The organism is Halorubrum sp., from assembly GCF_046498025.1.
Lineage (GTDB): Archaea > Halobacteriota > Halobacteria > Halobacteriales > Haloferacaceae > Halorubrum.
Map to the genome: position 1 here is coordinate 1 of NZ_JAWOBM010000015.1, position 25,368 is coordinate 25,368.

Sequence of the window (25,368 nt, forward strand, 5' to 3'; positions counted from 1 at the left end):
TGCGAGGGGCTGTGGAGGTCCGGCTGTGAGGCGGTGGGGTCGCGGGGCGGATACGGTGGATGCGGGAACGCGCGTTGCGATGCTTGGTGACCGGGGGAATCGGTGTCAGTGGTGCGGGGCGCGCGGCCCGCCGCGCGGCACAGCGGTGCTGCACGTCCACCATCTTGAACGGGAGCCGCGTGACGTGGCGGAGGATGACCCGGTGAATTTGGCGGTGACGTGCCGGGCGTGTCACAACTGGTTCCATCACCGTCCGACCCGCCTCGATGCACCAATTGAACTAACGCACGCGGATATGCGGGTGTTGTTGCCGCACGACGTGTTGTTGCTGGACGTGTTGGATGAGGTTGGGCCGGCGCCGTTCCGTGACGTGTTCGTTCGCGTGAAAGTGTTGCTGTCGGAGACGGCGGTGCGGGAACGCCTGTGGGTGCTGATGGGGGTAGACCGGTTGGTGCCGGGGCGTGATGAGCAGCTCGTCGATCAGGATGCGAAGACTGGTGCGTGGGGATTCCCAGAAGACGTGGCTGAGTCGGCGCGCGGGTACGTGCCCGACGACCGCGCGTTAGCGTTGCAACGCGCTGAAGACGAGCTCGTCAGGCGCGCGCTTGACCGCGGGTGTGACCGGGAGTTAGTCGCATCGGTGTTCGGCGTGACGCGGCGGAACACGTTTCATAAGCAGTACAGGGCGACAGCATACGCGTTTCCGCTCGACGAGTTCGATCGTGGCGGGCGGCCCGCCGGCAGTGATGATGAGATGAGCGAGGGCGAGGACGGTGTGCCGGTGTGGAATGACGGGGCGGTGCCGGACGGTGACTTAGGTCGCGTGGAGACGTGGGGTGGGGAGCCGGATGAGATGTACGGGGATGTGAGTGAGTTGTTGAACGGGGACGGATCAGGGTAGGGGCTGGGGATTGGTTCGTGATGCTGTTGAATCACTTATACCAGACAGGACGTTGTGCTGAAGATGGATTCCGTGATCGTGAGTCGGTGTGCTGTTAATCTGGTCTGTCGCGTACGCATCGTTTCCGCCGCTACAAGGGCTGTATCTGGGGTAATTGACTGTTTTATTGATTGGTGGTCGATGAGAAATGCTTGCGGGTCACTCGTTATTTTGCGTCTCTGTCGCTTCTACTCTCATCGAAATTAACACCAAAGTTCTATTAATATTCGAATCAGTGTATGAATATGAGCGAGTCAAAGAACCGGTCTGATTCAGAATCAGAGAGCGGAGCGTCAGCGACAGTCTCGGTCTCGTCGTCGGGACAGGCGACGATTCCCAAGAAGTTCCGAGACAAGCTTGGTATTGATGCGCCGGGACAGGTCATGTTCACCGAAACCGACGACGGAGAGGTGGTGATCAAGCCCGTTCCATCCGCTTCTGAGATGGAAGGGTTCGCAGCTCGCTCCGCAACCGCGTCCACGGAGAAGCCAGCAAGCGAACTGCTCCGTGAGAAGCGTGAGGCGGATCGGGCCGAGCGTGATTCCGAGTGACGGATCAAACGCCCGTCTCGCCGCCGTCGACGATTGTCTTCGATACTGAACCGCTCGTCGCACACGCCGATGGTGAGACGGGGAGCGAAACAGTATCGGCCTACCTTGACGCCGTCGCACACGGCGCCTCCTCCGGCTACCTCCACCATGTGAACGCGACGGAAGTGCGGTATGTCCTCGCGCGGAAATACGACCGGACCACCGCAGATCAGTATCTCGACTGGCTTTCCTCGCTTGGTATCAACCCAACCGACGATGATCAGCTTTGGGGGTTCGCCGCTGACTGGGTGCTCGATTTTAACCCGGCACTCGGCGATGCTTACGCGCTTGCGACCGCCGACCGTGTCGACGGGACGCTACTGGTTGGTGCCGATGACGACTACGACGCAATTATCGCTGACACGGGTGTTCGCCTCTCTATCGAACGGTTCCGCTCCGATGGAGTGTAACTGAATGGAGGTTGACGCCCGTCTCGTGGGGCTGGTCGGAATAGGACGCCTCTAGGAGTACCATACTATGCCCACGCTCAAAGTCACCGTCGGCGAACGCGACCGCCTCGATCAGCGGACGCGCAGTCGCATTACCGCCGCTCAGGAGGGTGAGAAACTCGACGATGCCCAGCCGATACTGAATTTGGGGTCGTACGCTGAACTCAGCCGGCTTCTCAGTCCAAAGAACTTGGAGTTGCTAGAAGCGATCGCTAAGCACGACCCTGACAGTATCCGCGAAGCTGCCGGACTGGTGGATCGGGACTACAAACAGGTCCATCGAAACCTCTCTGAGCTCGACGATATTGGCGTCATAGAGTTCGAAGGTGATGGATCGGGTCACGCGAAAAAACCGGTGTTGGCCTACGATGGCCTCGAAATTGAGATTCCGTTTGCGACCTCAAACGGGAACATCGGTGCGGCAGCGCCGTGACCCGTTCGCCCACGTGTTTCAAGATAGTACACGGGAAATTTGTGGTATGAGCATCGTCCAGGATGCTGAACACAGTGACGGTGCGCCGACAATTGAGGGGACGGGAATCCGTGTCAAAGATATCGCGTCGGCGTACGAACACAGCGGGTACGATCCTGACGAGATTACGCAACTGTACCCTGATTGTAGTCTTGGTGATGTGCATCGGGCGCTTGCGTACTATTACGATCACATCGATGATTTCCGGTCGGCGTCGTCTGAACCGGCATTCGTATGACAGGGCCGCTGTACTGTGACGAGAGTATTTGGCTGCCTGTTGCTGACGGGCTCCGCAGACGCGGGTGGACGGTTCACACCGCCCGAGATGAAGGCACGCTTGGTGATCCAGACCGCGAGTAGTTGCGGTACGCAGTCGCAAACGAGTGGGTGCTCCTGACATTCGATGACGATTTTTTGACGCTCGTCGAAGGCCAGGGGCTGGAACATCGGGGCGTGATTTACGTACAGCAGGCGGGACGGCAGATAGGCGATGTCGTGAAAGTCGTTGACGAGCATCTACAGAACCGATCCGGAGACGACCAGTCGATTCAGTACGTGTAGTCTATCAGTCATTTCGTGACAGGAGATCGCCGATGCTGAGCGGTGGATGGTGTGAAACGCGTTCGTTCGGGAGCATTCGATAGATCCGAGTGGTCATCCCCGGGTGGGGTATCGACCGGTTGGTTCAAATGGATTCGATCGTGGTGGGCAGCCGGCCGGCAGTGATGCCGAGTCGAACGAGGCGGGAGCAGTCGTGGCGCCGTGGAATGACGGGGAGGTGCCGGACGGTGACCTGGGGCGGGTGGAGACGTGGGGTGGGGAGCCGGATGAGGTGTACGGTGATGTGAGTGAGTTGTTGAACGGGGATGGGTCGATGTAGCGTCGTTGAAGGGGATTTGAGTGGGTGGCTGGGTGAACGGCCAAACAGCGGGGCAGAGTGAGGTGGGGTCGCCACGTCGATAATTCCCATCAGTTCTTCATTATCTAAGTAATGATTATTTTGGGAATGGTATTGAACTGCCTATTATTCTCTCAGCCCGCATTCCAAAGAACCGCCCAAAACGAATAAGTCATTATCCAAGTAATCATTAGGTGAAGAATGACCTTCTACAACAGGAACGATGAACTGGAGGCTCTCAACACGGCATTCGAGTCACCGGGGCACGATTTCTACGTGGTCGATGGAAGGCGGAGGATCGGAAAGACCGAACTCCTGAAAGAGTTCTGCCGACAGCAACCTCATATCTATTTTTTCTCCGCTCAAGAGGCTGAGGAACGACAACGGGAGAAGTTCGTTGAGCAAGTAGCGGATTACTTCGACGATCGCGTACCAAGAATCGACGGATGGGACGAGGCGCTTGAGTACCTAGGGGAACAGATCGCAGACGAGGATCTCATCGTCGCCATTGACGAGTTCCCATATCTCGTCGAAGAGAACGATTCACTTCCGTCCTACCTCCAGTCGTTCGTGGACGAACATCTGCAGGACACGGACTCGATGCTCGTTCTCTGTGGATCGAGCATCAGCACGATGGAGTCAGAAGTGCTCGGTCACGAGAGCCCCCTCTATGGTCGCAGAACCGGGCAATTCGACGTCCAGCCGTTCTCGTTCCAGCAAGCACGCGAGGTCATCCTGTACGATATCGAGGACGCCATCCGATCCTACGCAGTCACGGGGGGAACGCCGATGTATCTCACGCTGTTCGACTATTTCGATTCCTCACTCGCGGACAACATTCGATCGCAGATCCTCTCGCCGTCAGCAGTACTCTACAACGAGCCAGAGTTCTTGCTACGGACGGAGCTCCGAAGTCCAGCACGCTACATGAGCATCTTGGAGTCCATTGCCCTCGGTCACACGACACCGAACGAAATATCGGGAGCGACCGGGATCGACTCGGGACCACTCTCCAAATACCTTCGCAAGCTCCAAAAACTACGGCTCATCGAGCGGGAAATTCCCGTGACTGCGTCCGCGAAAAAGTCGAAGCGCTCCAAGTACTACGTCGCAGACGAGTTCCTCCGGTTCTGGTTCCGATACGTCGGGCCGAACCGATCGAGTATCGAGGAAGCACCGGGGATCGTGTACGAGAACACGATCGAACCTGATCTCCCGAACCTCGTCGGCGAGACGTTCGAAGACATCTGTCAGGAGGCGATCTGGGACGGAATTCGACGCGGAGCGTTCGAGCAGTACTCGGAGATCGGTCGATGGTGGTACGGTGAGAACGAACTCGACATCGTCGGGCTTTCGCCGACGGACGATAGAATTCTCTTTGCCGAGTGTAAGTGGACTTCAGAGCCGGTTGGCCGGGGGCTCGTCGAAGACCTCCGGGCGAAAGCCGAACACGTACAGTGGGGACCGAATTCGCGGACTGAACGATTCGCGTTGTTTTCGAGGAGTGGGTTTGTGGAGGGACTCGATCAGGAGGTGGATGATTCGTGGTCCCTGTTCGATGTAGGTAGCATCGACCGAATATTGGAAAGGCCGACCGGGGTCTGATGTTCAACAGCGCCTTTTCGTCAGGAGTTCGGAAGGGTACTGCCTGTTCTTTGTTAGGATTTTTCCTAACACTTATCGGAGCAGGGTGCGTCGACACACGTGTGGATGAGCGATGATGTCACCGTACTCGAAGACGAGATCGAGGCCTATGCCGACGGCACTGTTGCGCGGGTTCGCGTGCTCTCGGTCCCCACCTCGGACCGGTTTGACGACGGGATCAAGTACGCCTTCCACTACGGCGAAGCCGGCGCGGACGAGCCGATCATCCGGTTCGACAACCACCACGGCGTCCACGAGCTCCACCTCGGGGGCGAGACCTTCGAAATCGACTACCCCGGCCTTGCGGGGATCTTCCGCGCGTGGCTGGCGGCGCTCCCAGAGGAGAAGCGCGACGACTGGTAGCGCGTTCGAGCACGGTGACCGACGTACTGGCCGCGACCGACTCCAACCGACGACCCCACACCACACTACCCATGACTCAGACACTCCACGTTCGGATCAAGTCCGCCGACCGTAGCGACCTCGAAGAGCGCCTCGAAGCGATCGATGCCGGCGAGGACGTCGAACCCGGCGAGCCGACGCTCTCGATCGAGAACCTCGAAACGTTCGGCCGCGTCTTCCGCTCGACCAACCTCGAACTCTTGGAAGCGATCGTCGAACACGAGCCAGGGAGCATCCGCGAGCTCGCGCGCCTCGTTGACCGGAACCCGCCAGAAGTCCTCGAAAACGTGAACGAACTGGCCGACTACGGCCTCCTCGAACTCGAAGAGGATGGCCGGGCGAAGCGGCCGGTCGTGTGGTACGACGAGATCGACGCCGACATCCCGCTTACGACTGGGTCGGGACAGGGGCGCGAGGCGAACGCCTGACCCGGCGAGGAGAACGCGCTCAGCATCGTCAAGTACAACCGCTGATACGACCCACCCAGTAGTAAACTACCCTACCCTACTTCGCTCACCCCATACGGGGTTCGCTCGTTGAGGGTAGGGCTTTGATGTGGACTCCCGGTAATCAGTCGCCAGCAATAGGCTGGTGACTCTCACCGTTCAACGTCCCACCATTCACACGCACGTCTACTTGTGCGTCTCCGCTCCCCGACTTGTGCGAGGAGCGGAGTTTGTGTTGTCGCTTCCGGGCGTACCGCACGCCAATATTCTTTGCGGCGTTGTAATCCGCGTTCACTTCATACCCACACTTCTGGCACTCGAAGTGTTCGCCGTGGCGGTTGCCGTCGTGCGTGAACCCACAGTCTGTTCGAGAACAGCGTTGGGATGTGTGGTTCGGCTCAACCTGCTCCACGGAGACCCCCTGTTCAGGCGCTTTGTAGGAGACGTACTCAAACAGGCGTCGGAACGCCCAGACGTGGTGCCACTTCGCCTGTGGAAGCCGCTCTCGAATGTCGCTCAACTCCTCAAACGCGATTACGTCGCAGTCGTGTTCGACGGCTTCCGAAACGAGTTCGTTGGCGATCGTGTGGATGTACTGTTTGCGCCACGCTTCTTCACGCTTCCCGAGGCGAAGCAGGGCCTTGTGTGCGGCCTGCGTGCCGCGCCGTTGCATCTCGCCACGTCGCTTCTCGAACTCACGACACCAGTGGTCGTAGTCGTTCCCCTGCCAAAAAGTACCAGTTGAGGACACAGCGAGGCTGTTGACGCCGAGGTCGATACCGAGGACCGTTTGGTCGGAGTGCCCGGTATCTTCCGAAACCCCATCGTCACCGTCTGTCCGCCGCGTCGAAATGTTGAGATAGAACTCGTCAGTGGCCGCGTCGTACCGAAGCGTACTCTCGCGGAGCTCGTAGTTCTCGGAGAGTACGTACCGCTCGTAGGGCGTCGGACTGTCTGCCGGGAGAACGAACGACGGTTCGACTCGGCCCTCAACAGTTGCCAGCGACACCTTGTTCCGGTAGAAGGTCGCGCTCCGCGTGTCGTAGTCCATCGTTTTAGCGGTGAACGTCGGTTGAGAGACGCGCTGTCCCTTTTTCCACCGTTCGACACACGCTTTGACGGCTTCGACAGCGCGTTTGATAGCGGCTTGGACAAGTTGGGCCTGTAAGTCTGTCTTCTCTCGAAGTTCGGCGTAGAGCGCGTCACGAACCTCTCGCTTGTTGGTGTTACACTCAGTGTAGGAGGTGTCGGACCAACAGTAGTCGGCAGTTTGGTTCGCGCAATACAGGTATTGGTCGGCGGTTCGGTGGAGTGCGTCGCGTTGCTCATCGGAAACAGCGAGTTTCACGACGGCGGTTCGACGCACACCCATAGTCTCAGAGAGTACCCGACGGTACTTATACACTTGGGAGTCGGTCGGTCGGAGTGTGGCGGTTGTGTCGTCCCATGTCGGTTTCCTCCCCGACCTACTCGCTCACTCCGTTCGCTCCTTGAGGTCGGGGCTCCACCTCGAAAATGCTGAATATATCACTTTCTGAGGATTTCAATAGAGCCGACCGAATCTTTATTGACAGTAGCTTGTGAGTAGTGGTATGGTAGCACTCACCGATAGTGATCGACAGCAGCTTCGAGCTGAGTTTGACCGGCACCTCGATGTCGGTCTGCATCATGGCGCGCAACTCGCGGTTTACGTTGACGGGGATCTCGTCGTGGATTTCGCCGGCGGGACGACCGGCCCGGATGGCGGTGAAACCACTGCGAAAACGCGTCATCTCATTTTTTCGTGTACGAAACCGTATGCGGGCGTCGGCCTGCAGCAACTCATCGAGCAGGGCGAGGCCGCGTACGACGACCCGGTTGTCGATCATTGGCCCGGGTTCGCCGACACCGGTACGCAGAAAGCCGAGATCACTATTCGACAGGTGCTGAGCCACACGGCCGGGATTCCGTTTGGCGACTTCGATGATCAGCCTGAAAAATGGGGTGACTGGGACGCAGTCGTCCAGGCCATGGAAGACATCGAGCCGGTGTTCGACCCGGGCGAACAACCGGCGTATCACACGTTCAACTACGGCTGGGTCGTCGGTGAACTTATTCACCGTTTGTCCGGGCAGCACGTCGATGAGTACGTCGCCGAGCACGTGTTCGACCCGTTAGGAATGGATCGGTCGTCGATCGGGCTTGACTCGGATGACGACGACGATGTGGCTACCCTCGCCGGCTTCGAGGTGTTCGACCGGTGCCGGGATCCTGGTGAAGGGTTAGGTATCCCGGCGTCTGAATCCGCGGACGCGTTTAACACTGAAGCTGTGCGGCGTGCGGTTATCCCGGCGGCAAACGGGATTGGCACGGCGCGAGACATGGCGCGGTTTTACGCGTGCATGGCCAACGGCGGCGAACTCGACGGCACGCGCCTGCTCGGTGAGGAGACGGTTGCTGAAGCGACGCGGACACACGCGGAAACAGAGTCTGACGGGACACTCTCACGCCCGGCCCGGTACGCGCTCGGGTTTTGGACTGGCGGCTTAGCAAATGACATGTTCGGATCGTTCAGCCGCGAGCGGATGTTCGGGCATGCCGGGCTCGGGAGTATTTTCGGTTGGGGGGACCCGGAACTGAACGTCGGGTTCGCATACGTCACCAACGGCATCCGCGAGGAATCGTGGGAGCATGCCGCTCGCGTCAGTGGAATGTCCAACGCCGTCCGATTAGCGCTCCACGAGTAACTGGTCGCACGGGATCTCGTTGAAACGCTCCGCTACAACGGGTTCTCAGCGGTGTTGATCTCTTCGAACGTTTCATGAGTGTAGGCATGCCGCCAGCGTTGGAGAATCGACCGTGTGACAAGCCCGACTGCAGACACAGTGATACAGGATGGTTCGACGGGAGCGGAGCATCGGGTGGTGGGTGGAAATGTCGTCTCGGCGTGTCGGGTTTCGGGTGGCAGTCGAACCGAAAATTCCGATCGCGGTCGTCAGTGTAGTGCGCGGCGTAGTTCCCAGTTACACTCCATCGGACGTCGAAATCGCGCAGGGCGGGACGCGAGACTGGTTTCTCCTGGCGTTCGAACACCGCTCAAATCCGGAGAAGCAAGCGTCCGTCTTTCTGCTTGCGGGCTCGCACGCGTTACAGGTCTACGTCGAATCGCCTGATACCGATCACTGGAGCGAGCCGACGCGAGACGCCACGGAGATCACTGCGATGTTGCGAGATTACGCGTGATCGTGTTGATTGCTAATAGCCCTGAGTCGGAGTGTAGATGGTCCTGGAATCGGGGGTGGTCGTGAATTCGGAGAGGGCATCTTCTGCGATCGCGGATATGTCGACGTCGCCAGTGGTCAAATCGTACGTGTTTTCGACGAAGGTTTCGAATTCACGCCCGACTGATTTCGCTGTGTTGAGGAGGCTGAGTGGATTGATGTTACTTTCGACTGCTTGAATGAGCTCAACTGTCTGCATTAGCATGGAGCTGAGGTATGTGGCGAACGCTTCGGGCTCCCGGAGTGCTGTTGGGGCGATACCGCGGATTGCGTAGTGGATTTCGCTCAACAAGAGTTTGTACAGGCCGTTGTGGACGTCTCTGAACCGGTAGAGTACGTGGTTGTTGAGATACCGTGTTCCTCTCCATGCTGTGTCGAAGTTCAAAGGGGTCGTGAACAGCATCCCCTCTGCGATGAAAATCGCAAGCGATCGGTAGAAGTCGAAGAAACGCGGCATCTTGATTGAAGCGATTGAACTGGCCTCCTCGTGAGCGGTGTCGAGTGCAGTTGCGGAGAGCAAAACGTTGTGGCCTGCGAGCGCAAATGAGCCCATAGAGGTGAACGTGGAGGCGATACCTGCGATACGTGCGAATTTGCTGTGACCGACATCGATCCCGAGGTCCCCTTCGATTATCTCGGTCACTTTTCGGAGACCGTGGAGCCTGTCCGTGTCGATGGTCCGGACGGCTTCGGAAATCGGTTGGTCCTCAATGACTGCTGCTAGTTCTGTGTCATTGAGTTCGGCGTGAACGACGGCGAGTTGGTCAGCGAGTTGGACAGACCGCTTGGAGGGTGCGGAAGCGCGTGCGTGAGACCGAAGGCCAGCACGAATCCGATGTTTTGAATCTGCGAGCCGATCCGGGTCGGCGTCATCCATATTCAACGTTCTTTCAGCGGTGAATTTAAATTCTTCTCGTACGCTTGATATCTCACAGCCGATGGACGAGGTCCCCGATCGAGAAACCGCCCAGGAGTGGGCCGAAGAGCATGATATAGGCCGGCGGGACGTTCTGAAAGGTATTCTACCAGTTATTGGTGGTGTGTGGGTTTTCAGAAACCAACTTCCTACGTCGAGCAACGCCGGTTCGCGCTTGTCAGATGCTGAGGACAGCGCGACAGCGCTTGCCGAGCGCCTCACCGTGACGGATAATCGAGATCCACTCGCAATGTCGGGGCTCACGCCAATGGTGGAAAAGACCATCGAGACCATCGATGAGGTTCTTCACGATGGGACTGTGACGAAAGGGGTCTGGATTGCTGAGAAACGCCGACAGGTCGCCGACGCACTCAGCATTCTTCCCGGGGTCGCCTCGCCCCCGGCAGAGTCACGTCCCAAAACACGCGTGGCTCGGCTCGAAGCAGCACTAACGTACTATCAGTCTCTCAACGAGGTTCTCCAGTACGCTGCTTCGACACAACGTGAGCTCGCAACAATTGAGTCCCCTGCGTTAGATCATGGTATCCGCCCGGAGCAAACTCCACCGAGTATTTTCGATACCGACGAAATGGATACGAGGGCCGAAGAAACTAGGAAAACCGGGGAACGACTGGTAGACGACGTTTCTACAGATTCGCTACTGCCTGACACTGAACAGGTCGCAGCCCAACTTACTGCTCAAGCACAGATACAATACCAGCTCAGTACAGCGGTACAAGCGTACCTCGATACGGGAGAGTTAATCCAAACAGGAGCTCGATGGCACGAACGAGAAAAATTGGACAAGGCGAAAGACCAGTTCCACGCTGCGAAAGAGCAGATCCCCGAGGCTGTACACGAATCAGATCCAGGGTTCGCGATCTCGCATGATGGGCCGACGCTACACGAGTATCGTACCCTGTTCACTATGCGTGGCGAGGGGCTTGACCAACTAATCACAGCTTGTTCATCCGAGGTCGATGCCAACAAGCAGGCTACTCTGTTTAACGCGGGGTTGTCTCATCTCATAGACGCACGAGGAGTCATAGAACAGTAGGGTTCACTCGACAAGAACAGGAAGCTCTGTTGAATTTCTTAAGACGAGCACGACACGATGACTGAAGAGGAACGGATCAAAATGTACCAGGCGTGGGCTGAGTACCGGGAGAACCTCCGTACCGGAACGAAACCTGGCGAGTGACTGCTACCCTACATTTTTCGCAGCAGTAGTCGTTGGGACGTGTGGAGTTAGATCGGGGCGCGTGGTGTGATACTTGGATTACGACCTGTATCAGATGCTTACGGAGGCTGACGTTGATGACTCGATAGGTGACGCGCGAATTGGTGTTGAACATCCATTGTTGCTCGCCTGTCTGTGTATCGAGAGCAGACACTGCACCCTGTTCGTTCCCGACGAAGACCCACCCATTCATCGCCGTTGGTGACGATAACCCGGTCTTGCTTTCGGTGTCAAATACCCATTTTCTCTCGCCAGTCTGCGCGTCCAGTGCGTGGACCCTGCGGTCGTTACCGCCAACGAAGAGCACCCCATCCATCACTGTTGGCGACGACTGTACCGAAGTGATGGTTTTGATTTTCCATTCCGCTTCACCGGTCTGAGCATCCAACGCATACACGGTCCCAGCGTCATTCCCGACAAAGACGAGATTATTGACCGCTAGGGGCGATGTTGTAACGGTGTGGCCGTGTCGAAGGCCCACTCACGGTCGCCAGTCTCCGCATCCGGTGCGTAAACATTGTCATCACTGCCCCCAGCGAAGACCGTGCCGTCTACCACCGTTGGCGAGGATTCCGTAGCTGATGGGCGAACGAACCGCTCACACGACTTGGATGGACGGTGAAAGCGTGTCAGAGAACCGTTCTTGTAGCCTGCTACCTAATTAGACGGTACGTACAAGGGTTCTGTCCGTGAAGTCCAGTACATGTCACCGCACGCTGACTACGCACTCGTCACCGTCCTCGAACACTTGGGCGAAGATCCGGACGCACTGAACATAGAGTGGGCCGAGTTCGTTGGCGATGCCTCGACCCTTCACACGTTCGAGGTCACGACCACGGATCCACTCGACGCGTACTTTGAGGTTCAGCTCTACGACGTGGGGACGTTCGGACATGAAGTCCTTGTCAACGGCGACCCGCTGACGGGGTTTGACCTCCCGCCCTCGGACGGCTGGCAACTGTGGATGGACACTGTCACGGGCGCGATGCTACAAGAGGGCGAGAACACGGTTCAGATCGTCCGGGATGACGAGAGCGACGATGAGTTCGCCATCGGGAACGTGGTCGTCCACTGGCGCTCGGAGCGTTCGCCTGAGAGGTGACTAACCGAGAACTCCCTGGTTCCTCTCAGAAGTGGTGTGCTGGATAGAGAGGGTGCATGCAGCTACTCCATCTCGTGTCTCGTCCATCGCTCGGAATGAGTCTCTCGTGAGAACGAACGCATTACAACAGCAGTGAATTCACCCCAACCGGCTTTATCACTCGATGAGGAGTTCGAGTGCGAAGAAGATAGCTACGAGAAGACCCACAAGTACGGAGATCGCCGTGAGTCTCAGGACACCAGTGTCCGGTCGGCGATTTTTCGGCAGAGACTCTGCAATTCCGGACAGGGCCATGCCGGCGCTTAAAAACAATACGAAGCTGTTCGGAGTAAGCCTCCCTCCTGGTGAGGATCTGTTAGAAACGGCGTGAGAGCCGAATGGGCCGCCCGCGACACCGCCCGTCAGGCTAGTTGCTCGGATGTCCCGATTAGAACGTGAGGTAACGAGACTCCTTGTCCACTCTCTACTGTTCGGTCGAACTGTCGTACATCGCTTCGAACTCTTTCTCGCCGCGGATCAGTTCGTCGACGCCGCTCGTGAGCGTTACCTCGCCGAACACTGTCGCTCGGTAGTACGTGTAGAGGCCGTCTGCTCCTCGCTCAGTGTGTTGACGTTTTTCGACGAGGCCGACGTCGACGAGTTTGTTGAGGTGGTAGTGGAGGGTACTGTCGTCGATGTCGATCGCTTCTTCCAGTTCTTTGGGGCTCATGTCGCCGCTGTGGACGAGTCGGTAGAGGATTTCGTACCGGGTGCGGTGCCCGACGGCTGCGTGCATCGCCAGGTACTCGTCAAGGCTGAGAACGCTATCCTCTGGCAACAAGTCTTCGGGGTCCTCCGGGAACGCTGTGCCGGGTGGTTGCGGGTGATTCGTCGCCATCGTAATGTCTCGTACGGGGGAGAGACGCTTAGGCTTTCTCAAGCCGAAGTTTCTCAAAAACACCGATTTTTAAATACTGGCGGCGGTCATGAGTGCCCATGAGTGTGAAGATCACGCGCGACCTCATCGCCGAACGGTTAGTTCACGTGACGTACGACCGGTTCCTCTTCTACGTGATGGGCCCGTACAAATCATTCAATCTCAACTACGTGCTCAGCGAGAAGCAGCGGCAAGAAATCGACGTGAAGGATCTCCCGGGGCCGCTCCGTCGATTGTTCCAAAGCAAAGACGAGATCGATGCGGCACAGGCGCTCTTGCGACGAGTACAGGGTGCGCTCCGCGTGACCCCCGGCGTGAACGCGTTTCTCGCTATTGACGTTGACGTGGATACTGATGAGGTCGATGCTGCAACGCAAAGCATCGAGTACACGCGGTGTAGCAACGCAACGGCGTTCATCCTGCCGTTTCTCGGGCATAATTTCGGCGTCGGAGAGGAAGCTGGAAGCATCCTCGAAGCGCTTTCAGAAACCCACGGCGACCGGTTGATCTTCATTCACGAGGACGATGTTACGAGCGCGATGATACGATCCGCACAGGTACGATGGGACTTACGAGTAGCAACGTATGAAACCGAGTCAGAACTCGTGTCGAAACTCCGCGTATTCATCGGCGGCATCATGCATCGAGAACGCCGCGGCGATCTCGATCTGTTAGACTAGTTTGGCTTTAGTGAAAGTCTCTCCAATCGAGCCCCGTTGTCGTAGCTGCGGTCAATGCGAGAAACGCACAGATCGCTTCATGTGTAGAAACACTCTCTATCTGTCAGGAACACCGTGCGAGATACAGAGGGTGGATTCAGCAAGCGGTCAGTGGACGTGACTGCACGGTTCGTCGCCCCGGTGCGCAATGCGGTTACCCATCCATACTTACGGTTTCGGTGACATGCGTCGTCTGTGTATCGGCGCTCCCTCTTTGCGGCTCTCGTTCCCGCCCTTGCTGGGTGCTCGCTCGCACCGAGTGATCCCTCAACAGAGACCTACCCGACTAGCGGCCCGAACATTTTCGCTTCTGGAATTCCGCTCGGATCACAGCACCGCCCGTGATGCAGTCCACAGTCACGTCAGCGACGAACTCATCGAGACGATGGGGCTTGTCTCCATCCAGACACTTGTCGAGGACAAAGACGAGTATCTCGCCCGCCCCGATAAGGGCCGAGAGATCTCCGACGAGACCGCCGAGCTGCTTCGCGACGCGTGCCAGCAAGCACCGCAAGTACAGGTGATCGTCGCCGACGGGCTGAGCTCAACGGCAATCGAGCGGAACATTCCCGATCTCCTCCCGGTTCTCACTGACGGACTCGACCACCGCGGACTTGACGTTGGAACCCCGATTTTCGTCACCTACGGCCGAGTGGATGTGATGGATGCGATTGGCGAAGAGCTCGACGCCGAGTGCTGTCTTATCCTGATCGGCGAGCGACCCGGACTAGCGACCGCTGACAGTCTGAGTGCGTACATGGTTTACGGCCCCGAACGCGGAACGCCGACGGCGAAAAAAACGGTTATTTCGAACATCCATGCCGGCGGGCTCCCACCGGTCGAAGCCGGTGCCGAGATCGTCGACCTCATCGACGAAATGTGCGACAAACAAGCCAGCGGCCTCGACCTGACCGCTACAGACCGCGAATTCGCGAAGGGATGATACCACTCACACCACGGCGAGGCATCGATCGTGTTTGAGTCACCCGCGGAGCCACCGTCGACACTGACAAGCGTCGGGATCGATGTCGGGACAACGACCACTCACGTCGTCGTCAGCGAACTCGCGATCGACTCCGCCGGCGTATCAGGAACGGAGAAACTCGCTATTGGCGACCGAACCGTTCGGTTTCGCGGCCCGATTCACGAAACCCCGCTCGTCGACCCCGAAACCGTCGACATCGATGCAACCGCTGAACTCATCGCTGCCGATCTCGATACCGCCGGCGTCGCTCCCGAGGACATCGACACGGGAGCGGTCATCGTCACCGGTGAGACGGCCCGCACCGCGAACGCCGAGTCGCTCGCACACCACCTCGCCGACGAGAGCGGTAGCTTCGTCGTCGCCACCGCCGGCGCAGCCCTTGAGGCAATCCTGGCCGGACAAGGGTCCGGCTCGGCCGCCCACGCAGCCGAGTCGCAAACAACCGTTGCCAACGTCGACGTCGGCGGCGGCACGACCAATACCGCGATTTTCGACGCCGACGGCGTGGTCGAAACCCGGTGTCTCGACGTCGGTGGGCGGCTGGTCGGCGTCACCGACGGGACAATCACGAAACTCGCCCGTCCGGCTCGCATAATAAGTGAGGCGCGCGGCTTCGACCTGTCACTCGGTGACCCCGCCGATCCAGACGAACTGTCCGCACTTGCATCTGCCATGGCTGCCCTCGTGATCGACTCGCTTCTCGGACCGCCGTACGACCCGCTCACAGTAGAACTATCGATTGAGCCGCTACCGGACGATGCCCGACCACTCGATGCAGTCGTCTTTACCGGTGGTGTCGGCCGACTGGTCGGCGAGTATACCGACTCGGCGGTCGGTACGGATCCGTTCGCCTACGACGACCTCGGGCCGATGCTTGCCGAGAAGCTGGCCGCGGCAGTCGACGACTCACCGTTACTCGTGACACGACTATCCGAGGATTTGCGCGCGACCGTCATCGGCGCGGGAACGCACACGACTCAACTCAGCGGCCGTACCGTCTGTATCGACCCCGACTTGTTGCCGCTGCGTAATCTTCCGGTGATCTCAACTGGCTCCCTAGCCGACATCGACGACGCCGCACTCACGGCGACGTTTTCGACGATTCTCTCACAGGCAACCCAGCGGTACGACATTCGAGATGTCGGCGGCGTCGCAATCGGGATCGACGACATCGGCGACCTCTCGTACGACCGGCTTCGAGCAGTTGCAGCGTCTTTCGTCGCGGCACTCGAGAACAGCTACCCCCCATCGATCCCGATTATCATCGTCACTCACCAGAACTGCGCGAAGGCACTCGGGCAACTGTTGAGCGGTTATTCTTCGGACTGGCCACTCACGGTGATCGATGAACTCGCCGTTGAAACGGGCGAGTACCTCGACATCGGCGAGCCGATTGCACACGGCGAGACGGTTCCGGCAGTAGTCAAGACACTCGTGTTTGGATCGTAATCCGACTCTCTGTAGTGTGATATACACGATTGAACGAGAACTCAACAGTATCAGCGAACGAGCGAGGGAGATCGAAGCGCATCGACCTGAAGAGTACGGATTTTTCAGCGACCAGCTGTTTCAGCGGCGTCCTCAGAGATCCTCGAAGCGGTCCACCCCTGCCTGTGCAACCGTCATGTCTTCGTCGACGCTGCCGCCGGAGACGCCTACGCCGCCGACGACGGTTCCGTCATCTTCTAACGGGAACCCGCCACCGAAGGTGACGATTCGCCCGTTGTTTGTGTTCCCGATCCCGTACAGGGACTCGCCTGGCTGTGACGCCTCGTGGATCGCCTCGGTGTCCAACTTCAGCGACACCGAGGAGTACGCTTTGTTCTGTGCGATATCGACGCTTCCGAGCAGCGCATCGTCCATCCGGTGGAACCCCACGAGATTCGCACCGTCGTCCATCACCGCGATACACATCGGCATGTCGATCGCTGCGGCCTCCTCCTCCGCGGCTGCGATGATCTCCTTGGCGACGTCTAATGTTACGGTTGTCATACAGTATCTACCCCGTCTATCCGCTTTCGCGGAAGTATAATAAATTAACATGTAGATTCTCGCGTTGACGAGCAGACGAGAAGAGGGAGCGGCAAGCGACCAAAGAGTAAGGAAACGATGCGGTTGGCAGGAGCAACGACACTCCTAACGAGGCAGTGCTCCCGAATCGTATGAGCGCGCGTTGCGGACATGTGGAATGCTACGGCCACTCACAGCGTTCGACTCGATAGAACAATTGGGTGACCAGTATCGCTGTCGGGGTTCCGCATTGAAGATGGAGTTTCACTTCCAGTTCCACTCCGCGTGTATGGCTCACTCCTTTGATTACCACGCGGCAGCTAACGGGTATGAACACGTCTCAACGACAGCCGTGCGTTGAGTTACCGGAACTGGATGCCGGACTCATGCTCGTGGATGTGGATTCGGATCTCGGCGTGACCCCAGTCCAGTCGTTGCTGCTTGACTGCGTGTTCGCCGGGGACGGCGACGCGTACTGGGTTGACGCGGCCGGTGCGGCGCAAACCACGCGGCTTCGTGAACTTGCTCCCCATCAGCGGTATCTTGATCGGGTACACGTCGCTCGCGGGTTCACCGCGTACCAACAAACATCGCTGCTTGACCGACTTGCTGGTGAGCACGTCACGACCCCGAGCGTCGTGGTTGCGACCGGGATCGACCGGTTGTATCGAGCGGGCGACGTGCCGACAAACCGTGCGCAGGAGCTGTTGGTCCGGTCGATCGCCGCGCTCGCACGCGTCGGGCGCGTCCATGACGTCCCGGTTGTCGTGACGCGGTCACGTGCTGACGAGTTCACGCAACCGCTCGTGAACGCGGCGCAGACGCATCTCCAGTGTGAGGACACGCAGTTCGGACCGCGGTTCACCGACGCGGCCGGCGACGTTGAGACGCTCGTGTATCACCTCGGCGACGGGTGGGTGCAGACAACGCTCGCGTACTGGCAGGAAGTACTCGCCCATCGAGCACGGATGCGCGACGCCTCGGTCGTGGGTGAGGAGACGACGTCAGGGGTAGTTTGATGGGTCGGACTAACCCGACGTACCGTGACACGCTGCGCGCGATCGAGGATCGGTGGGGCCCGTACCGCCGGACGCTGCGCCGCCGCGATCAACCCCGGTTCGACCAGTTGTTCGTGTACGCACGCAACCACGCCGACGCGGCCGGAATGTTGAATCACGACGACCGGTTCGCACCGCTACTCGTGAGTATCGCCATCGAACAGGAACGCCGGATCGACGAACTCGAAACCCGCATCACCGAGCTTGAAGGCTCAACCAGTCCCGATGGTGCTGACCGTTGATTTCCGCCCTTCTGGTAACGTTGTTCGCTGGGCACTCACCGACGACGGCGTCACTCGCACGGTCCATGAGGGGTACACGCCGACGCTGTTCGCCGGTGACGCACCCCGTGATCTGTACGGGCGACGCGGCGGCCCGACCCCAACACCACCAAGCCGTAACGAGCTGTCCGAATCGCTCACCGATCTTCGCGCGTTCCTCGCCGGCCAAGACGCAATTGCCGACATGCAGTGTGAATCGCACCGGTAGACGTTTCGAACGGCCCCGCGGCCGCTCCTCCGGATCGACGCCGCCAACGTGGACGCCGTACGACGCATCGCACAGCGCGTCCACCAGTTCAACGACCCGGCCAAGTACACGTGTTACAACGTCGATCTGACGCCGCAGTTCCGATACTGCCTCGAAACTGAGACGCCGGCGAGCCCAGACGAATCCGTCCGGGCGCTCCGCACACTCACCCTCTCAAGCCCAGCGCACAAAACAGGACGCGAGGCCCTGACGCACCTCACGATTGACGGTGATGCCGCCGGGAAGACACTCGCGGCTACAGTCACTGCCGTTGCCCGTGCTGTCCGCGAACGTGATCCCGACGTCATCATCGTGTCCACAGCAGAACTCATCCCGCTACTGTTCGACGCCGCCGACACGCACGACGTACAGAATTTCAAACTCGGTCGCGCTCCCGGGTACACGAAACTCGCAGGGGAATCCACGTACACGAGTTACGGGCAAGTCGGGCACTCCCCGGCCCGGTACACAATCCCCGGCCGCGTCGTGATCGACGAGTCGAACACGTTCTTTTACCACGAAGCCGGGCTACCCGGCTGCCTCGATCTCGTGGACCGTGCTGGACTCCCGCTCGAAGAACTCAGCTGGGCGTCGATCGGACGCGTCCTCACCGGCTTGCAGATCCGCGCCGCCCGCGACCGTGATGTGCTCGTTCCGTGGCGAGCGTGGCGACCGGAATTCTTCAAACCCGCCGCCACGCTGGACGCCGCCGACCGCGGCGGCACCACGTTCGCCCCCGCAGTCGGCGTTCACGAGAATGTCCATGAACTGGACTTTGCGTCACTGTACCCGAATATTATTCGAACCCGTAACATCTCCCCAGAAACTGTTCGCTGCGGGTGTTGCGACACCGACGACGTCCCCGGTCTCAGGTACTCGATCTGCGACGAGGACGGATATCTCCCGACGGTGCTCGGCCCGCTCATCGACGCGCGCAGCCGCATCAAAACCCGGATAGAAGAGACGACTGACGGCGCTGAACGCGATCGGCTCGAATCAGCGTCGGCAGCGATTAAATGGATTCTCGTCTCGTGTTTCGGGTATCAAGGCTTCTCAAACGCGAAGTTCGGCCGCATCGAATGTCACGAAGCGATCAACGCGTTCGCCCGCGATATCCTCCTCAATGCAAAAACCGCACTCGAAGACGCCGGGTGGCGCGTTCTCCACGGCATCGTCGATTCGATCTGGGTCACCCCGGCTCCGGACCGTGACCAACGCCCGCTCGAAGCCGTCGCCGCAGACATCTCCGCAGACACCGGGATCACGTTAGAACACGAGTCCGCGTTCGACTGGGTCGCGTTCTGCCCCATGCGGAACAGCGACAGCGGCGCACTCACTCGGTACTTCGGGAAACGACGCGGCGAGACCACTCCATCCACTGGTGAACTCGGAGACGCGATCAAAACGCGTGGCATTGAAACCCGGCAGCGAAACACCCCGCCGTGGGTGAGTACCGTACAGGAGGACGCGCTCCGCGTGTTCGACGCCACGCGATCACCCGACGCCGTGTGCGACGTACTCTGCCGACACCTCACCGCACTGCGCCGCGGAGACATCGCAACGGACGATCTCGTCGTTGCGAACCGCGTCTCGAAGCACGCGGACACGTACACGCAAGAAACACTCACCGTCGCTGCACTCCGCCGCACGCAACATCACGCCACCAGCCTCGCACCAGGGCAAACCGTCCGGTACATCGTCGTCAACACCGACGGACGCGGGATCGGCCGCGTTCGCCTCCCATTCGAGGATACCGAGTCATACGATGCCGCTTGGTACGAAGACGCCGCGATCCGCGCCGTCGAAAGCATCGTCTCTTGTGTCGGCTGGGACCGCGCTGACATCAAACAATACCTCTCGGACACCACTGATACAACCCTCGGAAGTTACAGCACATCGCTTTGAGTCAAGTATCAGATCTATTAAGTCAACCACTCTTACAACCGTCTCTCGAATCGCGTCTGAACTGTACGATCCACCTACTTAGTCCATAGTGTGCGTACCGTGAACTACCCCCTCTACTCACCCGCTTGCGCAGATTTTCCAAGAGTGTTGTCAGAACACAGAGAGTTCTGACTGCTAAAACCTCGCCCGTTCAGGGCGGAGAGGATGTCAACACAGCGCCGGACACAAGATTTTTATATTAGAATTGAAGATCGGCGTTTCGTGCGCCAGATGGGAATAATCGGAATCTCGTTGTTTAGGGGGTTCTAAGCCCTGATTCAGTGTGGTTGAATGACTCCTGGAATGTATTTAAATGAGGTGAGCGGCAGTATAGCGTTCGTACGTGGGATACGTCGGGACGAGGATATTCGCGTACGCGGATGATACGCTTTATCGGAATGGTGTGGTTGCGCACGCCAAGGGTTTATCAGGAAGTGGTTTCGAGATTTATCATTGTAGGCAAATGGGAACACATCAAGACGATTTCGCTGAGGAAACACAGTACTCACAACAAGAACCGATCAGTGTATTTGAGTCGTTTAATTCAGAAGCGGTAGGTGACATTTCGATCTCAACACCGACCGGGCGGCGAGAGGTTGAGTTGCAGAAACCGTTGTTGGTTGCGCTCGCACGCGAAAACTGGTCGAAAGCCAGTCAGAAATGGTCCGATCAGGACGGGTCTGTGGATGCGATATTCGATGAAGCATTGTGTGAGGTGACCGAACGCGCGTTACAGACGGTCGCGGTACCTGACGAGCAGGGTGCTCTCTACAAACTGCGCGCATTGATGATTCAGATTGCGCGTGATATCAATGGATATGAGGACCTTGCAGAGTATATTGCACAGTATTCAGCTGCTGATCTCGAACAGTTCGGGTTGCGTGGGGTGCGTGAAAAATCAACGTACCGTAAAGCAGCGAAATCTCTAAAAAGAGAAGGGAAGTTCCAGACGATGCGTGATGCGTGCTTCGTTGCGGTTCACGCGTTGTTCTGGAATGGAGTCCCGGTTCCAGAGAGTGTGAAAGACCGATACCGGCTGGATTACGATGCCGGGCCGGCAGCGAGTGACTTCTCAGATGGTGCGCGGCGATTAGCGCTGTACAACCTTGTGGAGGACGTGATACAGATTGTAGAGGAGAATCTTTCACTTCACCGTGGGGAGAACGCGTCTCGTGAGATACGGAGTTTGCTTGGCGTGTTTGCGTACGCTGCACGGCACGACGAGAGTATCGAGTACTACACTCAAACTGCACAACACACGTTTGATCTTAGCACGGTATTTGCTGGGTCAACAATTCGGACTCATCTTGAGAGCCTTGAGATTTGGAAAATAGATGATATGTTTGACGATGCGAATCAAGCGCTGCTGAAGTACGTTCTAGAGTCGGGTATCTTGGATGAACCAGCCGTTGTGTCATACGATTTAACAGACATTCAAAGCCTCGAAACAGAGACGGATGAGATTCCGTTCCTGACAGAAGATGGGCGGTGGCGGTTCGCATCGTTGTCATTCACTGACTCGGATCTTGATTTCTCGTTCGGCTTACGGCTGTTGAAATCGGAAGCGCAGCGTGCGAGGATTCTGAAAAATTTCTTACGTGATCTCATTGGGACAGTTGACGTGGATCTCTTCATGGCCGACCGGGGATTTGACGGGCGTGAGGACATTGATGCGTGCCGAAAATTTCTTCGGGGACGCTGGGTGATTTGCGCCCAAGACGATAGTAAGCAGGTCGGACGAAGTTCTGACTACGCACAGCTTCGCGCAGCCCTCCAGCCGGGAGGCACGGCTGTCAAACGCAGTGCTGGGTACGCCGAGTTAACACCACCTGTCAAACTAATCGGGTATGCCGACCCTCGTAGTGAGACGGACACCCCCGACCGCATTCTTGCGTTCTACACTGACAAAGAGTTCTCGGATGAGAAACAGGATCGGACTGATGAGATCATGGAAATCGTTGATAAGTACAACAAGCGTGCAAAAATAGAGTCAATCTTTCGAATGGCGAAAAACAGGTTTGACATCGCAACAGACTCTTCTAAACCGCAAGTAAAAGCGTTCTACTTCCAAATGTCGGTGTTACTGCATAATCTGTATAAGATTGTGAACGAAGTCCCGTCGCCAAAAGCTGGTATTGAGCTCTCCACGTCGCAGAATGAATTCTTAGAAATCACGCACAACCTCGCATTGGGAGGACCAACCACTCCTGACGCGTTAACATACCATCGCCATCAGCAATAATGCCGGTTGAACTTCCTGCGGCAGCATTCGCGAAGATTTTCCGGCTAGCGATGGCTATTCGAGTTGACGGGGAATGCCGTATTGACATCAATGAGGAGAGGTTGCGCTTACAAGCGTGTTCGGAGGATAAAATCGTGTACCTTGACTACTCACTCTCAACAGACTCCGCGGTGCTCTCCACTGATGGAGTGACAGACACCTGTTGGATACACCGTCCACGTATTGCGAAGATAATCCGGGCGGGAGCCAGCGATGACGTCACGATTTATTTGCCGTCTGAAACGCCAAATTCAACTATCACTCTCCGATCTGGGGGGTTCACATACCGGCACCCTCCGTTAAGTAAACAACTCGCTCACCGCGTGTACAACCGTCTCTCAACAAAGACAGACTCCAAATTTTCACTTAAAAATCAGGTGATTGACCGGGCGGTCACCGTAGCTGACCTGATCGGATCAGAACTTCACGTGCAGTTCAACCCCATCGAAGAGTCCGTCAAGTTCACCGCAGACGGTGACGAGTGTCCAGATTCATTCAGCTATTATCACCCTGTTCGCCGAGCTGCCAGCAGCGGTAACTCAGTCGTTTCCCTTCTTGTTTCTACCGACCGCCTCCAAGACGTAACTCCACTTGTCCCAGCGACGATGCCGGTCTCTGTGAGCCTCTCTCCGAACTATCTCACGTACCGGACGGAGGGGCCAGTTAAAGGCGGAGAGTTAACGATGTATGCAGCCAAACGGCACGGGAAGGTTGGGTAGAGTACGTCTCGGGTAGTGGACCGCAGTTCCGTTGTTCGGTCTGATGACTGCGACGGAATCGACCGTGAATGAGGTTGCTTTCTCACCGTCTGCGTTTGAAGCGACTACGCCCACTGAAGGAGTTCATGTGCTTTAGCGGCGCGTCGTGATGCTGCGGTTCATTCAGATTGTCGCGGTGTAAGGGTCGGAACGATGCGTCACCACGGCGGCCGTTTTGTGTCGTTGCACGATGATACTTAAGAAGGGCTGTACACCGTCTATGGAATGGCTCCGGAAGGGTATCGGGTTGTAACGCGACTACGCGCTCGGACTTGACCGTTGGAACGAATTCGATGAGTGATAATTCGCGTGCTTCTGCGATCCGTCGGTCGAGTGACCGTGTGGGAACATCGGTCAGTTCAATGAGTGTTTGTCGTGTTCGCTGCGCATCAAGCAGTGCTGCGCACAGCTCATATGCCCCTTCACGGTGAAAGAACAGGAAGAGTTCGTCTTTCTCTGTCATAGCACACCGTTCTAAGTGGGGTTACTGATAAACCCTCGGAGGCTCACGACGCCGTTTGAATCACTGTACATAAATTTTTGTGTGTGGCGATCGATTGTCACTCAGATTTAGCTTTTTAAACCCGGGTTCACTGCTCGTCTATGCAGACCAGCACCGCTCAGGCAAGCACGCTTGAGGCACGAGACGTACTGCAAAACATGTATCAAGAGACGCTCGGGCAGCGACGCAAAACCGATTTCTTCGCGGAAATGAACGATTTTCTGGAGTGGATGCTTACGAGCGGGCTCAGCCCGACAGCACGGAACCCGACAGGGTACGAGCCAAGCACGGCAACGAACAATCTCAAACGACTGGGTCGCACGCTGCCGCGGCTTTGGAAAGAGCATGGCGGGTACACACTCATTGTCACGAACGATCTCGCGGACTGGTACGTCGAACAACTCGAAGACGATGAGATTACGAAAGACTCCGGAGAGCCGTACGCTGAATCGACGAAACGCAAGCATGCGTGCGCGGTTTTCGCGTACAAAAGGTGGCGGGCGGATCAGCGTGGCGGTGACGTGTGGCGGCCACACACGTTGTTCGATAACGAGCAACGCGAGAGGCCGATGGCTGACCCGATCACACTAGATGAGCGGAAAGCGCTGCGCGAAGCAGTGCTTGAGTATGAATCCGTCACGCAGTATAACAACTGTACGCCAGAGGAACGCGATCGGATCCGTGCGCTGCTCGCACAGCGGCTCGGGAAACCGAAGAGTGAGGTCACACCGAGTGACTGGAAGGATGCGAATCGGTGTTGGAAGTACCCGTCGTTGTTCCACGTCACGCTTGATACGGCGCTCCGTCCGATCGAGATCGAGAGAGCGAAAGTCGGGTGGGTGAATCTAGAAGCGAACCGGCTGGAAATCCCGAAAGACGAGTCAACAAAAAACGATGTGTGCTGGGAAACTCCGTTCAACTCGCGAACCGGCGTGTCGTTGGAAAAATGGATGGAGCAACGCGCAGCAGATCCAGCGTACGACGACACCGAGTTGCTGTGGTTGACAAGGGAGGGCAATGCATTCACGTCCGGGCCGCTCGGGAACCGGCTTCGATCGCTCATGGAGGAAGCCGGCATTGCGATTGCGGGACGAGACATTTCGTGGTACTCCCTGCGGCACTCGCTCGCCACTTACCTCGCAACAATCACGAATAACATCGAGGAGATCCGGCGACAGCTCCGACACAAATGCATCGAGTCAACACTCCGGTACATCCACCCGCCAGATGAAAGCGTTCGAGACCACCTCGCACAGTTATAATCGGCGACCGAACGACCGCTCCGCCGTGAGCGTTCATCAAGCAGCG

Annotated in this window: 26 protein-coding genes and 2 pseudogenes; 21 read left to right on the forward strand and 7 right to left on the reverse strand. The window is 57.7% G+C overall.

The window, feature by feature from the left end; genetic code table 11:
* Window positions 1-79 precede the first annotated feature (79 nt).
* The 9 genes from R6U01_RS02775 (at window position 80) to R6U01_RS02815 (ending at window position 5,823) form a co-directional block, all read left to right on the forward strand.
* The gene (locus R6U01_RS02775) at window positions 80-901 is read left to right on the forward strand and encodes an HNH endonuclease (RefSeq protein ID WP_410285018.1); all 822 of its coding nucleotides are present in this window, start codon (window positions 80-82) and stop codon (window positions 899-901) included.
* 284 nt (window positions 902-1,185) lie between these two features.
* A complete protein-coding gene (locus R6U01_RS02780) occupies window positions 1,186-1,491 on the forward strand; it encodes an AbrB/MazE/SpoVT family DNA-binding domain-containing protein (protein WP_410284938.1) in 306 nt (101 codons plus the stop codon).
* Entirely contained in the window at window positions 1,488-1,940 is a 453-nt protein-coding gene (locus R6U01_RS02785; protein WP_410284939.1) for a PIN domain-containing protein, read from the forward strand. The genes R6U01_RS02780 and R6U01_RS02785 overlap by 4 nt, the downstream gene beginning before the upstream one ends.
* 67 nt (window positions 1,941-2,007) lie before the next feature.
* Window positions 2,008-2,412 carry a transcriptional regulator gene (locus R6U01_RS02790; RefSeq protein WP_410284940.1) on the forward strand — a complete coding sequence of 135 codons (405 nt, stop codon included), beginning with the start codon at window positions 2,008-2,010 and terminating at the stop codon, window positions 2,410-2,412.
* 46 nt (window positions 2,413-2,458) lie between these two features.
* Complete coding sequence (locus tag R6U01_RS02795; RefSeq protein WP_410284941.1) at window positions 2,459-2,689, forward strand: DUF433 domain-containing protein; 231 nt, start codon at window positions 2,459-2,461, stop codon at window positions 2,687-2,689.
* 149 nt (window positions 2,690-2,838) lie between these two features.
* Window positions 2,839-3,012, forward strand: a complete 174-nt coding sequence (locus R6U01_RS02800) for a hypothetical protein (RefSeq protein WP_410284942.1) — start codon at window positions 2,839-2,841, stop codon at window positions 3,010-3,012.
* Window positions 3,013-3,550: 538 nt separating this feature from the next.
* The gene (locus R6U01_RS02805) at window positions 3,551-4,954 is read left to right on the forward strand and encodes an ATP-binding protein (RefSeq protein ID WP_410284943.1); all 1,404 of its coding nucleotides are present in this window, start codon (window positions 3,551-3,553) and stop codon (window positions 4,952-4,954) included.
* Window positions 4,955-5,059: 105 nt separating this feature from the next.
* A complete protein-coding gene (locus R6U01_RS02810) occupies window positions 5,060-5,356 on the forward strand; it encodes a DUF6516 family protein (protein WP_410284944.1) in 297 nt (98 codons plus the stop codon).
* 71 nt (window positions 5,357-5,427) lie between these two features.
* The gene (locus tag R6U01_RS02815) at window positions 5,428-5,823 is read left to right on the forward strand and encodes a hypothetical protein (protein ID WP_410284945.1); all 396 of its coding nucleotides are present in this window, start codon (window positions 5,428-5,430) and stop codon (window positions 5,821-5,823) included.
* A 142-nt stretch (window positions 5,824-5,965) separates the two neighbouring features.
* Here R6U01_RS02815 and R6U01_RS02820 read toward each other — a convergent pair whose 3' ends face one another.
* Complete coding sequence (locus tag R6U01_RS02820; RefSeq protein WP_410284946.1) at window positions 5,966-7,213, reverse strand: RNA-guided endonuclease InsQ/TnpB family protein; 1,248 nt, start codon at window positions 7,211-7,213, stop codon at window positions 5,966-5,968.
* A gap of 220 nt (window positions 7,214-7,433) precedes the next feature.
* Here R6U01_RS02820 and R6U01_RS02825 point away from each other — a divergent pair, with 220 nt between their 5' ends.
* The gene (locus tag R6U01_RS02825) at window positions 7,434-8,567 is read left to right on the forward strand and encodes a serine hydrolase domain-containing protein (protein WP_410284947.1); all 1,134 of its coding nucleotides are present in this window, start codon (window positions 7,434-7,436) and stop codon (window positions 8,565-8,567) included.
* Between the two features lie 508 nt (window positions 8,568-9,075).
* On the opposite strand, the gene R6U01_RS02830 is transcribed toward R6U01_RS02825, so the two are convergent.
* Complete coding sequence (locus R6U01_RS02830) at window positions 9,076-9,978, reverse strand: hypothetical protein (protein ID WP_410284948.1); 903 nt, start codon at window positions 9,976-9,978, stop codon at window positions 9,076-9,078.
* 61 nt (window positions 9,979-10,039) lie between these two features.
* Here R6U01_RS02830 and R6U01_RS02835 point away from each other — a divergent pair, with 61 nt between their 5' ends.
* Window positions 10,040-11,074 carry a hypothetical protein gene (locus tag R6U01_RS02835; RefSeq protein ID WP_410284949.1) on the forward strand — a complete coding sequence of 345 codons (1,035 nt, stop codon included), beginning with the start codon at window positions 10,040-10,042 and terminating at the stop codon, window positions 11,072-11,074.
* 346 nt (window positions 11,075-11,420) lie between these two features.
* Here R6U01_RS02835 and R6U01_RS02840 read toward each other — a convergent pair.
* A pseudogene (locus R6U01_RS02840) lies at window positions 11,421-11,738 on the reverse strand (PQQ-binding-like beta-propeller repeat protein); the annotation flags it as partial.
* The gene (locus tag R6U01_RS02845) at window positions 11,696-11,815 is read right to left on the reverse strand and encodes a hypothetical protein (protein ID WP_410284950.1); all 120 of its coding nucleotides are present in this window, start codon (window positions 11,813-11,815) and stop codon (window positions 11,696-11,698) included. The gene R6U01_RS02845 and the pseudogene R6U01_RS02840, both read right to left, overlap by 43 nt.
* Before the next feature lie 145 nt (window positions 11,816-11,960).
* On the opposite strand from R6U01_RS02845, the gene R6U01_RS02850 reads away from it, so the two are divergent.
* Window positions 11,961-12,359 carry a hypothetical protein gene (locus R6U01_RS02850; protein WP_410284951.1) on the forward strand — a complete coding sequence of 133 codons (399 nt, stop codon included), beginning with the start codon at window positions 11,961-11,963 and terminating at the stop codon, window positions 12,357-12,359.
* Between the two features lie 463 nt (window positions 12,360-12,822).
* Here R6U01_RS02850 and R6U01_RS02855 read toward each other — a convergent pair whose 3' ends face one another.
* Entirely contained in the window at window positions 12,823-13,236 is a 414-nt protein-coding gene (locus tag R6U01_RS02855) for a winged helix-turn-helix domain-containing protein (protein ID WP_410284952.1), read from the reverse strand.
* A 98-nt stretch (window positions 13,237-13,334) separates the two neighbouring features.
* Here R6U01_RS02855 and R6U01_RS02860 point away from each other — a divergent pair, with 98 nt between their 5' ends.
* The 3 genes from R6U01_RS02860 to R6U01_RS02870 all read left to right on the forward strand — a co-directional run bounded on the left by R6U01_RS02860 (window position 13,335) and on the right by R6U01_RS02870 (window position 16,428).
* On the forward strand, window positions 13,335-13,955 hold the full coding sequence (locus R6U01_RS02860) for a hypothetical protein (RefSeq protein WP_410284953.1): 621 nt from the start codon (window positions 13,335-13,337) through the stop codon (window positions 13,953-13,955).
* A 223-nt stretch (window positions 13,956-14,178) separates the two neighbouring features.
* Window positions 14,179-14,937, forward strand: a complete 759-nt coding sequence (gene eutC, locus R6U01_RS02865) for an ethanolamine ammonia-lyase subunit EutC (RefSeq protein WP_410284954.1) — start codon at window positions 14,179-14,181, stop codon at window positions 14,935-14,937.
* Window positions 14,938-14,967: 30 nt separating this feature from the next.
* The gene (locus tag R6U01_RS02870) at window positions 14,968-16,428 is read left to right on the forward strand and encodes an ethanolamine ammonia-lyase reactivating factor EutA (RefSeq protein ID WP_410284955.1); all 1,461 of its coding nucleotides are present in this window, start codon (window positions 14,968-14,970) and stop codon (window positions 16,426-16,428) included.
* Window positions 16,429-16,560: 132 nt separating this feature from the next.
* Here the strand turns inward: R6U01_RS02870 and R6U01_RS02875 are convergent, their stop codons facing one another.
* Window positions 16,561-16,971 carry a GlcG/HbpS family heme-binding protein gene (locus R6U01_RS02875; protein ID WP_410284956.1) on the reverse strand — a complete coding sequence of 137 codons (411 nt, stop codon included), beginning with the start codon at window positions 16,969-16,971 and terminating at the stop codon, window positions 16,561-16,563.
* Window positions 16,972-17,318: 347 nt separating this feature from the next.
* Here R6U01_RS02875 and R6U01_RS02880 point away from each other — a divergent pair, with 347 nt between their 5' ends.
* The 5 genes and pseudogenes from R6U01_RS02880 (at window position 17,319) to R6U01_RS02900 (ending at window position 23,519) form a co-directional block, all read left to right on the forward strand.
* Window positions 17,319-18,008: a hypothetical protein gene (locus tag R6U01_RS02880; protein WP_410284957.1), complete on the forward strand. Its 690-nt coding sequence runs from the start codon at window positions 17,319-17,321 to the stop codon at window positions 18,006-18,008.
* Entirely contained in the window at window positions 18,008-18,289 is a 282-nt protein-coding gene (locus R6U01_RS02885; protein ID WP_410284958.1) for a hypothetical protein, read from the forward strand. Before R6U01_RS02880 ends, R6U01_RS02885 begins: the two co-directional genes overlap by 1 nt.
* Window positions 18,273-20,480: pseudogene (locus R6U01_RS02890) on the forward strand (type B DNA-directed DNA polymerase). The gene R6U01_RS02885 and the pseudogene R6U01_RS02890 overlap by 17 nt, the downstream one beginning before the upstream one ends.
* A gap of 382 nt (window positions 20,481-20,862) precedes the next feature.
* Entirely contained in the window at window positions 20,863-22,761 is a 1,899-nt protein-coding gene (locus R6U01_RS02895; protein WP_410284959.1) for a transposase, read from the forward strand.
* 134 nt (window positions 22,762-22,895) lie between these two features.
* A complete protein-coding gene (locus R6U01_RS02900; protein ID WP_410284960.1) occupies window positions 22,896-23,519 on the forward strand; it encodes a hypothetical protein in 624 nt (207 codons plus the stop codon).
* A gap of 82 nt (window positions 23,520-23,601) precedes the next feature.
* On the opposite strand, the gene R6U01_RS02905 is transcribed toward R6U01_RS02900, so the two are convergent.
* A complete protein-coding gene (locus R6U01_RS02905; protein WP_410284961.1) occupies window positions 23,602-24,021 on the reverse strand; it encodes a hypothetical protein in 420 nt (139 codons plus the stop codon).
* Window positions 24,022-24,161: 140 nt separating this feature from the next.
* On the opposite strand from R6U01_RS02905, the gene R6U01_RS02910 reads away from it, so the two are divergent.
* Complete coding sequence (locus R6U01_RS02910) at window positions 24,162-25,322, forward strand: tyrosine-type recombinase/integrase (RefSeq protein ID WP_410284962.1); 1,161 nt, start codon at window positions 24,162-24,164, stop codon at window positions 25,320-25,322.
* The last annotated feature ends 46 nt before the right edge of the window (window positions 25,323-25,368 follow it).